The sequence below is a fragment of the Ammoniphilus sp. CFH 90114 genome (assembly GCF_004123195.1).
Lineage (GTDB): Bacteria > Bacillota > Bacilli > Aneurinibacillales > RAOX-1 > YIM-78166.
On sequence record NZ_SDLI01000009.1, the window covers coordinates 138,909 to 152,964 of the forward strand.

Annotated in this window: 15 protein-coding genes; 3 read left to right on the forward strand and 12 right to left on the reverse strand. The window is 44.1% G+C overall.

All coding sequences use genetic code 11. From position 1 onward, the window contains the following. Nucleotides 1-115: 115 nt before the first annotated feature. The 6 genes from EIZ39_RS19280 to EIZ39_RS19300 form a co-directional block, all read right to left on the reverse strand. Nucleotides 116-1,252: a PAS domain S-box protein gene (locus EIZ39_RS19280; protein ID WP_129201839.1), complete on the reverse strand. Its 1,137-nt coding sequence runs from the start codon at nt 1,250-1,252 to the stop codon at nt 116-118. A 91-nt stretch (nt 1,253-1,343) separates the two neighbouring features. Next, nucleotides 1,344-2,396, reverse strand: a complete 1,053-nt coding sequence (gene mutY, locus EIZ39_RS19285; protein WP_129201841.1) for an A/G-specific adenine glycosylase — start codon at nt 2,394-2,396, stop codon at nt 1,344-1,346. Continuing rightward, complete coding sequence (locus EIZ39_RS19290) at nt 2,390-2,686, reverse strand: MFS transporter (protein WP_164985174.1); 297 nt, start codon at nt 2,684-2,686, stop codon at nt 2,390-2,392. The genes mutY and EIZ39_RS19290 overlap by 7 nt, the downstream gene beginning before the upstream one ends. Before the next feature lie 88 nt (nt 2,687-2,774). Beyond that, a complete protein-coding gene (locus EIZ39_RS26740; RefSeq protein WP_164985175.1) occupies nt 2,775-2,951 on the reverse strand; it encodes an MICOS complex subunit MIC10 family protein in 177 nt (58 codons plus the stop codon). 20 nt (nt 2,952-2,971) lie between these two features. Continuing rightward, nucleotides 2,972-3,220: a YneF family protein gene (locus EIZ39_RS19295; protein ID WP_483296058.1), complete on the reverse strand. Its 249-nt coding sequence runs from the start codon at nt 3,218-3,220 to the stop codon at nt 2,972-2,974. A gap of 67 nt (nt 3,221-3,287) precedes the next feature. Beyond that, nucleotides 3,288-4,649: an FAD-binding oxidoreductase gene (locus EIZ39_RS19300; RefSeq protein ID WP_129201844.1), complete on the reverse strand. Its 1,362-nt coding sequence runs from the start codon at nt 4,647-4,649 to the stop codon at nt 3,288-3,290. 157 nt (nt 4,650-4,806) lie between these two features. On the opposite strand from EIZ39_RS19300, the gene yjjX reads away from it, so the two are divergent. After that, complete coding sequence (gene yjjX, locus EIZ39_RS19305) at nt 4,807-5,313, forward strand: inosine/xanthosine triphosphatase (protein WP_129201846.1); 507 nt, start codon at nt 4,807-4,809, stop codon at nt 5,311-5,313. Nucleotides 5,314-5,356: 43 nt separating this feature from the next. Here yjjX and EIZ39_RS26745 read toward each other — a convergent pair whose 3' ends face one another. Genes EIZ39_RS26745 through EIZ39_RS19320 form a run of 4 tightly spaced genes read right to left on the reverse strand, consistent with a single transcriptional unit; the run spans nt 5,357 to nt 9,392 of the window. Continuing rightward, entirely contained in the window at nt 5,357-5,518 is a 162-nt protein-coding gene (locus EIZ39_RS26745; protein ID WP_164985169.1) for a hypothetical protein, read from the reverse strand. Nucleotides 5,519-5,522: 4 nt separating this feature from the next. Next, nucleotides 5,523-6,725 (reverse strand): Ger(x)C family spore germination protein, encoded by a 1,203-nt coding sequence (locus EIZ39_RS19310; RefSeq protein WP_129201849.1) that lies wholly within the window; start codon nt 6,723-6,725, stop codon nt 5,523-5,525. Continuing rightward, nucleotides 6,718-7,824, reverse strand: a complete 1,107-nt coding sequence (locus tag EIZ39_RS19315; RefSeq protein WP_129201850.1) for a GerAB/ArcD/ProY family transporter — start codon at nt 7,822-7,824, stop codon at nt 6,718-6,720. Before EIZ39_RS19315 ends, EIZ39_RS19310 begins: the two co-directional genes overlap by 8 nt. Then, nucleotides 7,821-9,392 carry a spore germination protein gene (locus tag EIZ39_RS19320; protein WP_129201852.1) on the reverse strand — a complete coding sequence of 524 codons (1,572 nt, stop codon included), beginning with the start codon at nt 9,390-9,392 and terminating at the stop codon, nt 7,821-7,823. The genes EIZ39_RS19315 and EIZ39_RS19320 overlap by 4 nt, the downstream gene beginning before the upstream one ends. A gap of 128 nt (nt 9,393-9,520) precedes the next feature. Between EIZ39_RS19320 and EIZ39_RS19325 the strand changes: the two genes are divergently transcribed. Next, a complete protein-coding gene (locus EIZ39_RS19325; RefSeq protein ID WP_129201854.1) occupies nt 9,521-10,987 on the forward strand; it encodes an FMN-binding glutamate synthase family protein in 1,467 nt (488 codons plus the stop codon). A 24-nt stretch (nt 10,988-11,011) separates the two neighbouring features. Here the strand turns inward: EIZ39_RS19325 and EIZ39_RS19330 are convergent, their stop codons facing one another. After that, nucleotides 11,012-13,282 (reverse strand): exo-beta-N-acetylmuramidase NamZ domain-containing protein, encoded by a 2,271-nt coding sequence (locus EIZ39_RS19330; RefSeq protein WP_129201856.1) that lies wholly within the window; start codon nt 13,280-13,282, stop codon nt 11,012-11,014. A 148-nt stretch (nt 13,283-13,430) separates the two neighbouring features. Here EIZ39_RS19330 and EIZ39_RS19335 point away from each other — a divergent pair, with 148 nt between their 5' ends. After that, entirely contained in the window at nt 13,431-13,742 is a 312-nt protein-coding gene (locus EIZ39_RS19335; RefSeq protein WP_129201858.1) for a hypothetical protein, read from the forward strand. 50 nt (nt 13,743-13,792) lie between these two features. On the opposite strand, the gene EIZ39_RS19340 is transcribed toward EIZ39_RS19335, so the two are convergent. Continuing rightward, complete coding sequence (locus tag EIZ39_RS19340) at nt 13,793-14,053, reverse strand: YciI family protein (protein ID WP_129201860.1); 261 nt, start codon at nt 14,051-14,053, stop codon at nt 13,793-13,795. Between the last annotated feature and the right edge of the window lie 3 nt (nt 14,054-14,056).

Consider the following 14,056-nt stretch of genomic DNA (forward strand, 5'->3'; position numbering starts at 1 on the left):
TTACAATCCACCTGAGCGGTCAATACATAAACATGTATTTTTATTCATTAGAAAATATAGAAAACATGCACAAAAAAGAATCCTGTCGGATTGTGCCAGCAGGATTCCTTTTGCTTTAATCAATTACAAAGTTAGAATACAGTAAAGCTCGCTCTGCTTTCCTCTGAATCGCCTCTGCTTCCTTGCGAGGGCTGCTGTCCTGGGCCACTGCCATAAACAAGGGAGCCTTGTCCTTTTCGGATATTAGCTGGATCTTCACATCGATCGGGTAATTAGAGCCATTCCTTCTTCGATGATTGGTCTCAAACTGAAAGGTTTCTTGTTCCCCAAGGAGGATAGAGTCTAACATCAATTGAAAACTCTCATCCGAATATTTTGACCAGAGTTGGATTGGGGACAATGCCGTTATCTCTTCCATACTATAGCCTAAATTCTTCAGAGCACACTGGTTCATATATAAGAATTGCAAGGGAAAAGAAGAAAATACATAGATTTCAAAAATGGTTTCGTCTAGAATCTTTCCGAGATGAGTAACGAGTTCCTCCGTCTGTTGCCACTCTGTAATATCTTGATCAACGCCAAGGATTCCCCATACTTGCCCCGAGTGATCTTTTAACGGTGTTTTGGTTAATTTTCTAAGCGCTGTGGTCCCTTCTTCCTGTTCTATCTTTTTCTTATATACGATCCCTTCCTCAGTTCTAAGCACTTCCTGATCCTGAAGCTCCTGCTGCTCAGCAACATCCGCGGAGAATAGATCCCGATCAGTTAATCCCTCAACTTTTACGGTCTTCTTGTCGAAATCCTGCATAAACGCTCGATTACCAAAGATATATTTCGATTGAAGGTCTTTTACCCATATTTTATCCGGTATATGGTCTAATATTAACTTTAAGTATTGCGGATTTTCCCATGGCTTCCGTTCCACGATCTCTCGTATGATGCCAATAAACAATCTACCTTCAACTGAAGACGACTCAACGACTGTGATTGTGATTGGGAATATACTGCCACTCTTCTTCTTGCCTGTTGATTTTTTCCCTGTCTCCGAAATTTTTGCTTTGGGCGTCAAGGTCGAGTCTACGAAGAGCTCAGGGAGCAATAAGGAGACATGTTCTCCAATGACCTCCGATCCTAAGTAGCCAAACAGGTTTCCAGCCGCAGGATTAATAGAGGTTACCGTACCTTTTTCATCCATGACGATAATGCTGTCGGATACAAAATTCATAACGGAATCAGTTGTACCATTGTGCATGTTCTAGTATTCCTCCCCATAGACGTATTGCCTTAATAATTCCTTATCTATCAATTAAATCCTGCTCTGCTCCCTATGATACCTTTCTTTTTTATGAGAACTCTTTAACTTGACTGAGTATCTTCTGATAGGACACTGGGAATGTAAATTGATCCAGTTCGTTCCAGCTGACCCATCTTCCATTTTCACCAACATGGTCTTCTTCCAGCTTGAAGGAGTAGACATCCATCTGCCATTGTAGGTGGGAAAAGGTATGTTGGTGGTGGAATAAATATGCCCCTCTGACCACGTCCAATTCATGCTCTTTATGCAACTGATTCTCCAGACAGTCTAAATCACCTTCATAACTCGGGAGCTCCCATAGCCCCGCTAACAGGCCCTGTTCGGGACGCTTCCGAATAAAGAAACGATCTTCCTTGGCAATATAAGCGACCGATAATCCAACGGGTTTCGGAGGCTTGGCTTTCCCTTTAACAGGCAAATTGGCTTGTACCCCTTCAGCTTGTGCCCTACAATGAGCTTGAACAGGACAATAACCGCACTTAGGAGACTTCGGTGTACAGATTAGTGCCCCTAACTCCATCAGAGCTTGATTAAAGTAAGAAGGATTCTCCGTAGCAATGAGGCGACGTATCTGGGTCTCAAACAGCTTCCTAGTCTTGACTTTCTGGATATCTTCCTCAATCAGGAGCAGCCTGGATAATACTCGCATGACATTGCCGTCGACGGCTGGCTCAGGCTTACCATATGCGATGCTCAATATCGCGCCCGCTGTATATGGACCTACCCCTTTAATTTTACTAATCTCTTCTGGCGAGTCGGGAACAGATCCTCCGTATGTCGCACTAACCTCTTTTACACCAGCATGCAGGTTCCTTGCCCTAGAATAATAACCAAGTCCTTCCCAGAGCTTGAGTACCTCATCCTCCTTCGCCTCTGCTAAAACTTCTAATGTGGGAAATCGTTCCATAAAGCGATTGAAATACGGAATCACCGTATCTACTCTTGTTTGCTGTAACATGATCTCGGATACCCAAATTCTGTAGGGATCTCGATCTTGGCGCCAAGGTAGATCTCTTAAATTGCGCTCAAACCAATAAAGAAGGTCTTGTTGAAATTCTCTGATGTTAAATCCTTCTAACATGTTTTCATCTCCTTGAAGGCCCACATATGAATCTTCTCTTTGCCTCCTTGTACCCAATCGTCAATCATTGGCTCTGCTTCACAGCGCAAATGCTTCAGTCGTTCATAGTCTTCTAGCGCTTCGACATCAAACATCTCAACGAATAGAGAAGGTTGATCTGTCCCTTCAAAAAATTGATAGTTTTTTACCTTCTGTTCCTCTACCATGACAGCATACACTTTTCTCATCACTTCGAGATAAGCTAAGCGATCATCAGGTTTAATTCGATACTCCATAAATATTTTAATCATTAATCTTCCTCCTCCTAAAAGTAAAGGATGATAAATACAAAAAGTGACACCCCTTAAGCAGGAGGGCATCACTTCATTCAATCGTATACTATGGTCCTTTTTTCGAGCGCCACTTGGTAATCATGTTATCCACCAGCAAACCGATCCCCGCTCCGTAGAACGGGGCGGCTGCCCTTGTTCCAAAGCTTAACTCTTGGAGCAAAATGGTTACTAGGACTCCAAGTATAAAGCCTATCATGGTATATCTTAAGTTATTTCTCTTCATGTATGGCACCTTAAAGTTAATTATTTCATTTTGAAATTCTTATTTTTTTGCATACCCTTCATGGCTTTAGCCGCCTGATTGATTTGCTTTGCATTTAAGTTCATTCCCATGGACTTCGCCATAGCTTGAAGCTGCTTCTCATCCATCTGCATGTTGGTCATCTGGTGCTTCAAGTAGTAGACTCCTCCGAAGAAACCACCAACTAACCCCAATATGAGGGTAAGGATGGGGATGATGTAGTTCCACATAGCTTTTTCGACCCTTTCCAAGTAAGATCCTGCTCTTGTTCTTCTCCTTATTCTATCACAAGTTGAACATTCGTATCACGAATTTGCATTAAGGCAATACCTTCCCTGGATTAAGAATATGATTAGGATCTAGCATTTGCTTCATTTGTTTCATGACGTCAAGTGCTTCTCCATGTTCTTTTCGTTGATATTTTCGCTTCCCTATTCCCACTCCATGTTCTCCCGTACAAGTGCCTCCTCTTTCTAAGGCATGCTCAACAATCCCTGCATTCACCTTCTCCGCTCGTTCAACCTCATGAGGGTTTGAGGCATCAATGAGAACTAAGGTATGAAAGTTCCCGTCTCCAATATGACCGACAACACAACCATCTAAACCCGATTGATCAATAAGTTCTCCGGCATGGGTAACAGACTCCGTTAGCGCAGATAAAGGAACACAGACATCCGTCAACATCATTTTCTTACCTGGATTGCCATGGCTATAAGCATAGGCTAAATTATGACGAGCTTCCCATAGCTGGGCCCTTCTTAACGAATCGGTTTCAAAAACAAACTCTTCACAGTCTTGTTCCAACGCTAATCCCTCAGCGAATTCAGCATCCTGCTTCAGACCAGCCTCATTCCCATGGAACTCAAGGAACAAGGTAGGTTTTTCTGGGTAATCCGTGCCACTATGTTTATTAGCTTGGCGAATAGACCGTGCATCTACTAATTCAATACGAGCTACTGGAATACCAGCCGATAGAATAGAAACAGCCGCATCCACAGCTTGACCAATACTAGGAAAAGCAGCCCTTGCTGCCATAATCACTTCTGGGATTCCATAAACCCGTAAGGTAAGCTCCGTAAATACGCCCAAAGTACCTTCAGACCCTACAAACAACCCATTCAAATGATAGCCCGAAGAAGACTTAGCTGACATTCCTCCCGTCCGAATCATCCTTCCATCAGCTAGTACGACTTCTAAATCACGAACCTGATCACGCATCACACCATATCTTACAGAAGTTGTTCCGCTCGCATTCGTTGCAGCCATACCTCCTAGCGTCGCATCCGCACCTGGATCCACTGTGAAGAACAATCCATGCTTCTTCAACTCCTTATTCAGCTGATTGCGAGTTACACCTGGCTGAACTCGAACGAGAAAATCATAAGGGCGCACTTCAATAATTTGGTTCATCAGCTGAAAGTCCATAGAGATTCCGCCCTCATAAGGGATAACGGCTCCCTCTAAGCTCGATCCTACTCCAAAGGGTACAACAGGGATATGATTCAGACTTGCGTATTGAAGGATGCGACTTACTTCTACAGCACTCTTAGGAAATACAACTACATCCGGTAAGTGAGGAGGATGAAGGGATTCATCTCTTCCATGCTGTTCTAAAACGGTTGGATTAATGGTCACTTGCCCTTCGGTCAATATGGCTCTTAACTCTTCTAATATCTTCATCGTTTATCTCCTACACCTCTCCCTATTCACATTGATGCTTTTGTACTTATCATACCACTTCCTCCCTCATCTGGGCAGGCTCATTATTCAGATGATTTAGTCAGTATAATAGAGTAAAATGAGAATATTGAAACCTAGCTAACGGAGGAATTTTAAGATGTTGCGCATCGCAGTCGGTAGTCAGAATCCAGCGAAATTAGAAGCTGTTAGGAACGCTTATCACATCATGGGACGTTCGATCGAGCTGGTCGGACTCGAAGTTCCCTCTGGCGTGTCCAGCCAACCAAAGTCAGATGAAGAAACAATACATGGGGCGCTCAATCGAGCTAGAGCAGCATTACTTGAAACAAACTCGGACTATGGGATTGGACTAGAAGGGGGAATTGCTGAGACTCCCTATGGGATGTTTCTATGTAATTGGGGAGCCATTGCTTCACGTAGTGGAGAATACGGGGTAGCAGGTGGATTGCGCATCTTATTGCCCGAGGAGGTCGCCATTGGGATTCGCCAAGGAAAAGAGCTTGGGGATGTCATTGATGAGTGGGCCGGAGGTAAGGACATCAAGAAAAAGGAGGGAACCATTGGGATCTTGACTCAAAATCATATTACTAGAAGCAAAATGTTCCAGGACGTGGTGATGTGTGCTTTTTCAAAGTTTTTATGAAGAAAAGCCGTCTACCTCTCTATCGGAGATAAACGGCTTTCCCCTACTCCTCCCCCTGGCCTTTTTTCCACGGAGGATCGGCATACTTGTGAAGCGTCTGATTGATGTAATAAACAGCCATTGGAATAGCTGCAGATAAAAAGGCACAAATCCACAACCCCCCTGGTGGTACATAGCCGATAAAACGCTCCAGCATCTCATTCATATTTTTACCCACCTTGCATCGGTTCAGATTTATAGATTACACCTGAATTTCTGACAATCACTTTTGCTTCAAGTTGAATAGTACTTTTCGAGAAGTAATGTTTCCCAGTATCCCAGTCATCTTTTAAGACAGCCCATACATCGGGATGGTAATCATGTAGGTATTCCCCTAGTCTCATCGCGTCGACTTTGAATTCCTTTTGCAGCTTGTTTGCTGCCCGATAGGCTATTCTTAAGGTTTCCTCTTGAACCCTCTCTTCAACCTTTTTGACCACTTTTGGATCTTGCCAATCGACGGTTTCCATAGAATCGGGAATCATCCCTTCTGTCTCAATGGTAATGGTAAATTTGATATTTTCTTTGTTTGAGACGTCGGCGTCTATTGAACTGCTTTTCCCACGGTATTCATAAACAACCAGGCTATCCCCCAGTTCAATTTTTTCGACGCCTCCTTCCACTTCACCTAGTATGCAGTTGAGGCCGATCGTCTCTTCCTCCCCCAGCCAACCTACCATCTTATTCTCTCTCCCTTGTATAACTGCGGTTCCGGCAATTTTCACTTCATCCTTTGTGCTGATAATTCGGGGAACACCATAGCTCCTTTTGCTAAGCAGCTTGTCATGGAGATCTCCTATTCGGACTGTAGGATACATCCTCGCTGTACGATGCGTATTCTCAGCAACTGACCGAATGAACATGACGGGCAATTTTTCAATTGGTTGCTCAATATCGAGTGCGTCTCTTGCTTTTCCATCAGAGATAAACACTTTTGTACCTCTTCGCATTTCATGATCCCGAAGAAACAAGTCAATTGCATCAGCAAAGGCTCCTTTTTTTGCTGCTTCATCTGAAACAATAAGTACTTTAATATGTGAAAAATTAGCTGTCCGGCTAGTCCGAGTAGCTAACTGTCGAACAGCCTCCATCATTGTTTCTGATTCTGTTGAAAGGTTTAGGAAGGGCTTTGCAGTTCCCCCTCCCTCTGTTTTTAAGGCTTCCGGTATTACAAATTGAAACGTGACCACAAATCGTTCCTTTCCCTTAGGCCTCTCTGCCGATTCCATACTTTGATCATCTTTTTCACTTTCTGCCAGATCAATCGCCACCCCGATAACAAAACCTCTCTCTTCTATTTCAACTCGATCCCAGCATCCTGTGATAACGACAGACAAGCAAATCATCATCCACCCTATCACAACCCTACGCATGCCCCTTCACCCCTCTAACCTTTGCTAGAATTAACAATAGCGTTGGAATAAAGACCGCCAAACCAATGCCGGAATAACTAATGAAATTCCCTAGATTTGTTACCGAAATTTGATTTTCTGGAAACATCCCAATCATATAAATAACTGGACTAAGAATGAAAACAAACGTCACTTTCTTCACCTTAGGCCATATGAATTTAAGACACATCACCGTAATATCCAAGGCCATCGCTGAAGTGCTGAATAGAGCCATTATCCAAATCGTAAAAAAAATGGATTCAAACCGTTCAAAAAATTGCCCAGGCACCTCTACTTCCTTAGCTAATTCAATGGTTGGATACACCATTTGGGCTGTTGACTGCGGTCCGAAGACCCCAATGACAATGAAGTAAACTACCAGATACAATAAGATGGGAATTGAAACACCTAAGATCGCTGCTTTTGGTGCTTTTTGTGGCTGATTGGATAAAGCAACATAGAACAATAAAACTTCAAAACCAAGAAAAGTAAAGCTTGTTTCTCTTGTAGCTTCAAGATATCCCTTCCAATCGCTCGTAAAAAAGGGCCTTAAGTTATCGAACTCAAAAAAGTTAAGGTTCATCAAAACTACTGCGGTGGCTATGAATAATACGATCGGCATAAACATTAAATTTATTCTAAGAATGCCCACTCTTGAACCTGACACAGCGTAAACAACCACAAGCAGGAATACCAGACCAAGAGCTTCAACAGGTGTTTGGTCAAACAAGTAAATTTTAGAAATATTAGCTACGACACGCATCTCATAGGCTGTAAAAAATAGAAAGTGAAACCCAAAAAGCAAAGTAAGGATGATAGCTCCTGGCCTGGTAACAAGTAGAGTGGCATACTCCAGAAATGCCTTACGCGGAAAACGCGAAGCAAGCTTGGCGCAAACCCAAGCAAATAACATCGCTATGCCTCCTCCTAGGATTATGGACAGCCAGCCATCCAATCCCATCGTCACTTTCGCAATTCCTCTTGGTAAAGTCAAGATGCCGGCTCCTATGATCATGGCCGTTACAGAAATCATTATCTCTTTATTACTGACCTCTTCATCCCCATATTCAAAGGATTTCACTTTTTTCTCCCCCCTTGGTACATCCGGTCTTTATCCTCCGTTTGAAGCATCTGTGGCCTTTTGCCCAGCATAGTTAGCGGCGCTCTAATCACTAAGTCCTTCCAATCATTTAAAAAGTTTGGTGCAAAAGGAGTTGAATACGGAATACCGAAGCTTTTCAAGTTGGCAATGTGAATGTTGATCATGATATAGCATAAGATGACTCCATATAGACCAAATATCGAAGCCGCAAGCACAATCGGAAAGCGAAGCATACGAAGAGCGATGGCTGAGCTATAAGCCGGCATGGCAAAGGACGAAATAGCGGTGACCGCCACGACAATGACCATGACCGGACTGACAATCCCAGCAGATACAGCCGCCTCTCCTATGACCAAGCCACCAACGATGCCAATCGTCTGGCCAATTGGTTTAGGGAGGCGTATCCCTGCTTCTCGAAGCAACTCTAGCGTAACTTCCATAATAATTGCCTCTACGACAGCGGGAAACGGAACTCCTTCTCGCGTGCCAGCGATGGAAAAAGCAAGCTTGGAAGGAATCATACCCGGGTGATACGAAACAAGTGCAACATATAAAGCTGGAAGAAAGGTAGCCAAAAAAGCTGCGCCGTATCTTAACACACGGAGCAAGGTTCCAATTAGCCAACGTTCATAATGATCTTCAGGCGACTGCATGCTGGAAGCGAGCGTCATCGGCATCACCAAAGCAAAAGGAGAACCATCCAAAATTAAAGCTATTCTGCCTTGTACGATACCCGCGGCAACCTTATCTGGCCTCTCGGTATGCTGTATCTGGGGGAAAGGGGAAAGAAAGCTGTCTTCAATCCACTGCTCAATATACCCAGACTCTGGAACATCGTCCAAGTCTATGGATTGAATGCGACGGCGAGCCTCCTTTACTAGGGCAGGATTTACGATTCCGTCGACATAGCAGAGCACGAGCGTTTTTTTGGATCGCCTTCCCACTTTAAAAGACTCGAATCGCAAATTGGGGTCTCGAAGATGCCTCCGGATATGAGCTGTGTTCGTACGCAGATTTTCAGTAAAGCCATCCCTTGGTCCCCGAACCAACGCTTCAGTAACCGGTTCCTCTACTCCTCGGCTTGCCCAGCCTTTACCTCCTACAATAAGAACCTCAGCAGTACCATCCACAAATAGAACCGTGTCACCTGACAGTATGGCGTACATCACATCATCCAGCGTCGACGCTTTTGTGATTTCCCCAACAGAAACGACGGCGTTTTCCAGCTCTTGCAGGATCTTTGATGCAGATAGAGAAATGGGGTTATCCAACTGAGTCACTTGGAGCTGAATATTTCTTATGATTTTATCGTTTATTAAGTCTTTATCTACTAACCCATCAATACATATGACCGCACAGGCATGGTTAGTGTTTGCGATGGTAAATACCCTTGTGATGAGATCGTCCGGAGAGCTCATGATTTTACGAATGTTGTCTACGTTTTGTTGAACGGAAGAAAAAATGGTATTGGGAAATTCATGGGACCCATTCTTGCTATTCCTTTGCTGCTGTATTCTAGTCTTATTTCTCCTAAACAACCCGAACATTGTCTTCCCACCTTTTTTCTTCCGTATTCGTATCAGATTCGCGTTCCCTTTGTTAAGGATATTTTTAGAAGAAAGATGGAAAATTATACTTGGAATTAAAATAACCGACCAGGAAAGGCGGGAACAAAATGAAACCTAACTGGCTTTCCTTTATCATCGGTTCATTTTCCGGTGCCTTGCTAGCTATCCTGTTTACAGCTATTGTATCCGTACTGTTCATGAGACCACTGACCCAACTTATCCTTGGGGCGTTTATTAAAAGAATCATGAAGGACCGGTACCCTGAGAATATTTGGGAGATGGTCACGGCAATAACAAGAACTCCTCCTACTTCGGTTGTCGAGAACAGTCTGCGTGCTGAATCAGGTAAAGTGATAGAAAGGCCGTTTGGCAGTCCGCGGAAATTTCTTCACTTTGATGGTCTCATCTTCTCACCTGCTCAACTTGCTATCTTGCCTGCACCGGACGATGCTCCCGTAGACACCAAGATTACAATAGGGCCACAAGCTAAGAGACCTCTTACTTTAGACATTCCCATCATGCTTGGTGCCTGGGGATATGGGATTGGGGTATCTGAGAAACTTAAGATTGCCGCGGCTAAAGCAACCTCAGCTGTAGGAACTGCCTCCAATACCGGGGAAGGGCCTCTCTTGCCGGAGGACCGGGAAATCAGCAAATATTTGATCATGCAATACAGTTCAGGACCATGGACAGCGGATCCCGAAAAGCTTCGACAAGCGGATGCCATTGAGATTCACATTGGACAAGGGGCCTCAGCTGCTGCAGCGAGCCGCATCCCTCCGGAGTTCCTGCAAGGTCGCGCTAGGGAGATGGTGAACGTGAAACCGGGGGAGGATTTAGTTATTCCCTCTCGTCACAAGGAAATTAACAAACCTACTGATCTTAAGAGGTTAGTCAAAAAACTTCGCACGATAACCGACGGTGTACCGATCGGTGTTAAAATCTGTGCTAGTGCAAACTTAGAAGCGGACTTAGAGGTATGTATACACGCCGGGGTTGATTTTATAAGCATTGACGGAGGACAAGCAGGAACGAAGGGAGGACCTCCCATTCTTGAAGATGATTTTGGACTGCCTACCATCTATGCGTTGTCAAGGGCAGTCCAGTATCTGCGCCGTCGCGGAGTGAAGCAAAAGATTAGTTTATTAATCGGAGGTGGCTTCTCCAATCCCGGTCAGTGTATGAAGGCACTTGCGCTCGGTGCAGATGGTGTTTATCTAGGTACAGCTCCGCTATGGGCCATGACGCATGAACAAGTAACTAAAGCCATTCCTTGGGAGCCCCCTACACAATTAGCCTTTTATCCAGGGACTTTGGCTGATGAATTAGATGAGGATTTAGCAGCAACTCATTTGGAGAACTTTTTTAACTCTTATATCGAGGAGATCAAAGTGGCCATACGTGCCATGGGGAAGACTTCCTTACTAGAACTATCGGAAACCGACCTCGTAGCCCTTGATGAAATAACCAGCAAGGTGACAAAAGTGCGACTCGCCTATGATCCCTATCAGGTTCCCTCCATGGAAGAAGTGAAAGCCAGGAAGACATGGATGAGCAAATGGTTTACGAACTGAAAAAAAGAGGGCTCAATAGCCCTCTTACTTCAAAAACTTAAACCCTTCTACACCAGCTTCTAACGTCTTAAAACTAAATCCTTCTTCTTTAAGATGCTGAATAATATCCGGAAGAGCTTTAACAGTATTCTTCTTTGGCGCCGTGTCATGAGCAAGAACAACAATCTCTTTTTTACCCTTAGCGCCTTCTTTTACCCGTTGAAGGGCACTTTCGGCTGTATAACCAGTCGGTGATGCGTCGGCTAAGCTCACGTTCCAGTCAAAGTACGTATACCCACTCTTCCCTGACTCTTTTACGATATCTTTCATAATGGTTTGATCTTTCCCGTATAATTGGGGATCCTGAGCCAGCTTACTTACTCCGTTATTACTTCCCCCAGGAAAGCGGAAGATGGTTGGTTTCATCCCCGTCACTCGTTCAATCTCTTTGTTCCCCTCCTCTAAATCCTTGAAGAAGGCTTCAACATTCCGATAGATCTTATTATAATCATGTGTAAACGTATGACCTGCGACAACATGCCCCTCTGCAATCGCTCGTTTCATGATCTTTTCGTGACCCTTGATATTTTTTCCTATAACAAAGAAGGTCGCTTTTACCTGGTGCGCCTTTAAAATATCTAGGATGGGTCCTGTCAAATTAGAAGGTCCATCATCAAAGGTTAAATAGGCCACCTTTCCCGCAATGGGTTTAGTTGGTTTCGGCAGTGCCGGGGGCTGTGGTTTTGGGGTGGGTGGTGGTGGCAGCAATACCTCAACCTCTAGATCAGCCGTCGTAATGCGAACAACGTTCCCCACGGTTTGTTGATGACTTTTTTCTAACCAGGTAATAAAGTTTGCCGGCATGTAAGCTACTCCATCCTTCATGAAAGGATCAATCGTTGATGGAATAGGTACATCGTTTACCCATACAAGCATCGGAGTCAAATTCGCATCAAAAATCACATGTTTGCCCGTTTTAGTAGCGGTTATCCTGCGCGTACTGTCATCGTGCTGTACGGTATAACCAAACTGACCCAATAACGCTTCGATAGGAACATATGACTTTTTGTTGCTTACGATTCCACCTTCCAAGACTTTCTTTTGAATCGCTGGTACACTGCTGCCTTCACTTTCATAGATAAGGTATTTCTTGCGTTCCTCTTTAAACCTCTCTAATTCTAACGCATAGTTCGCTTCAATCTGCTGAGGAGATAGTCCTTGCTTAAGGTATTGACCGATTTTATTCGTTCCCATAATTTTATCAAACATGACTACCGTTTTTCCGCTAACAGGCACTTGGAATCGAGTTAACTGCCAAGCATACGTTAAAGCATAAATCCCCGATTTCGCTGGATTAAATGTATAAGGATCCGTAACTTCAAGCCTTACGCCTCCTTGATTCGCCTTATTCTCCGGTATGAAGCGTACTCCCGGCAGACCTGCATGATTCATTAGATCGGCATAGCGCTTAGAATCAATCCCCTTCCCGCCAATCCAAGTGAACTTATCTCTCTGAACAATACCTGTTCCTTCACCAAGCCCGGTTGCCATATAGCCCATAACGGATTTCAGGTCAGGAATATTCGGCGAGGTGGGTATCCATGGAAGCCCTGTATCTTGAAACAGCATCTTACGTGAGTATCCTTCCATAGGAACGACAATCAAATCAGAGTTAATGTTTCGATTAAAGTACTGAGCCATTTCTCCTACCGTCATACCATGCGCCATGGGCAGGATATCTACTCCAACGAAAGTCTTATAAGGCTCTTCTAATACCGGTCCATCTACGATCTCCCCTCCCAAGGGATTAGGTCGATCTAGCACCACTAGAGGAATTCCTTGTTTCTGAGCTGCAATCATACAATAGTTTAAAGTTGAAATATACGTGTAGCTTCTCGCGCCGATGTCTTGAATATCAAAAAGCAGGACATCTATGCCCTTTAACATATCCGGGGTGGGCATGCGAGTCTTACCGTATAAACTATATATAGGTAGTTTCAGGGTGGGATCAACATAGGACTCAACGTATTCTCCAGCCTTGGCCACACCATCAATTCCATGCTCAGGCGCATAGATAGCGACAAGTTCAGCTGAAGGGTACTGATGCAACATGTCAATCGTTCTTTTCCCTTCACTGTTCACTCCTGTCTGATTTGTAATTAAGCCGACCTTCTTCCCATCAATTAAATAGGAGTAATTTTCAAGTAAGAGGTCATTCCCAAGTCTGAGTTTTGTCTGTGTGTCGGCGAATGCGGCTAGTTGAAAACTAAACAGCAGTATCATGGTTGCGACTAAACCGCGAATAGCTTTTCCCATTGTTTCCCCTCTTTCATTTTAGTTTCTATTAAATTAGACGTCCCAAGGGAAGCGATAGTTTCTCTTTTTTTGGCATAAATAAAAATTCTTACAAATCCCCACAATAGGAAAGATGGGAACACAACGAAAAGGAAAAGGGGTGCTTTAAATGAAGAAGTTAGCCGCTTTAGTGTCCATTTTTTCCTTAAGTGTTGCTATTACAGCGTGTGGAACCGCGGGTACGAGGGACATGGGTGGTTATGGCTACGACCGCCACATCTATAATGTGAACTATCATGATGTCGATGACGTATACGATGGCGGACGTAATCGCACGATCTATACCGACCGAGTAGGACATGTTCCAATGAGCAGAGGATATGATGCCTTCAACAATCGAGGGTATGGGACCGATCAAGGAAATGCCCTGATTACCGGTGATGAAGATGTCAATGTGAGAACTCGCATGTTACAGCGTTAACCCATCAAAAAGAAAAAGAGGGTGTTCCCATGGAGCACCCTCTCTTCCTTCTAATTGGACATTTTCCATTCGTGCAACTCGAGGCGACGAGCGCCTTCGATGACGTAGGGATCCTTCTCGGCTAATTCCTTCGCGTCTTCTAAGGAATCAGCAACATAAATAACCAAACCACCTGCTCCATCTACGAATGGACCCTTGGCATGGACCTTTCCTTGCTTTGCTAATTCTTCTAGGTAAGCTAAATGCTGCGGACGGTATTCCTGATTTTTTTCTACGTCTTGCATGTAAAGAATTGCTGCGAAATGTGCCATGAT

What these genes read in the sequence shown, in the direction of transcription:
- EIZ39_RS26745 (WP_164985169.1), bottom strand. Translation starts at nt 5,518, where the DNA reads ATGAATGAGATGCTGGAGCGTTTTATCGGCTATGTACCACCAGGGGGG.
- EIZ39_RS19335 (WP_129201858.1), top strand. Translation starts at nt 13,431, where the DNA reads ATGAAGAAGTTAGCCGCTTTAGTGTCCATTTTTTCCTTAAGTGTTGCT.
- EIZ39_RS19290 (WP_164985174.1), bottom strand. Translation starts at nt 2,686, where the DNA reads ATGATTAAAATATTTATGGAGTATCGAATTAAACCTGATGATCGCTTA.
- EIZ39_RS19340 (WP_129201860.1), bottom strand. Translation starts at nt 14,053, where the DNA reads ATGGCACATTTCGCAGCAATTCTTTACATGCAAGACGTAGAAAAAAAT.
- yjjX (WP_129201846.1), top strand. Translation starts at nt 4,807, where the DNA reads ATGTTGCGCATCGCAGTCGGTAGTCAGAATCCAGCGAAATTAGAAGCT.
- EIZ39_RS19280 (WP_129201839.1), bottom strand. Translation starts at nt 1,252, where the DNA reads ATGCACAATGGTACAACTGATTCCGTTATGAATTTTGTATCCGACAGC.
- EIZ39_RS19310 (WP_129201849.1), bottom strand. Translation starts at nt 6,725, where the DNA reads ATGCGTAGGGTTGTGATAGGGTGGATGATGATTTGCTTGTCTGTCGTT.
- EIZ39_RS26740 (WP_164985175.1), bottom strand. Translation starts at nt 2,951, where the DNA reads ATGAAGAGAAATAACTTAAGATATACCATGATAGGCTTTATACTTGGA.
- EIZ39_RS19330 (WP_129201856.1), bottom strand. Translation starts at nt 13,282, where the DNA reads ATGGGAAAAGCTATTCGCGGTTTAGTCGCAACCATGATACTGCTGTTT.
- mutY (WP_129201841.1), bottom strand. Translation starts at nt 2,396, where the DNA reads ATGTTAGAAGGATTTAACATCAGAGAATTTCAACAAGACCTTCTTTAT.
- EIZ39_RS19300 (WP_129201844.1), bottom strand. Translation starts at nt 4,649, where the DNA reads ATGAAGATATTAGAAGAGTTAAGAGCCATATTGACCGAAGGGCAAGTG.
- EIZ39_RS19325 (WP_129201854.1), top strand. Translation starts at nt 9,521, where the DNA reads ATGAAACCTAACTGGCTTTCCTTTATCATCGGTTCATTTTCCGGTGCC.
- EIZ39_RS19320 (WP_129201852.1), bottom strand. Translation starts at nt 9,392, where the DNA reads ATGTTCGGGTTGTTTAGGAGAAATAAGACTAGAATACAGCAGCAAAGG.